We start from the raw sequence: 305 nt of genomic DNA on the forward strand, positions 1-305 counted from the left end.
CCTGTGGCGTTGTCTATGGCTAGGTGCAGGTGAGCCTTCTTATCGCCAAACCAGAGCAGGGAAGAGGCATCCATTTGAATTTCCTCACCGAAGTACTTACAGCGCTCGTGGCGAGGATGTGCGTCTTCCAAGGCTACCTGGTGGTCGATAACCTCTTCGGAAACTTTGGTTGTCTGCTTTGGGTGATCCCGGTACCACTTCTTTTTGGCCATTTTCCGCTTAGTTTGCCTCCAAGGCTTTGGCGAAAGGATGTAATTGTCCTTAAGCAGGTTATAGACCTTGGTGTAAGAAACAGAGATGTGCTC

Annotated in this window: 1 pseudogene; it reads right to left on the reverse strand. The window is 49.8% G+C overall.

The window, feature by feature from the left end:
* Nucleotides 1-305 (reverse strand): annotated as a pseudogene (locus ACYVUV_RS12405) (ISNCY family transposase); the annotation flags it as partial.

Source organism: Lactobacillus sp. WILCCON 0149 (genome assembly GCF_057197965.1).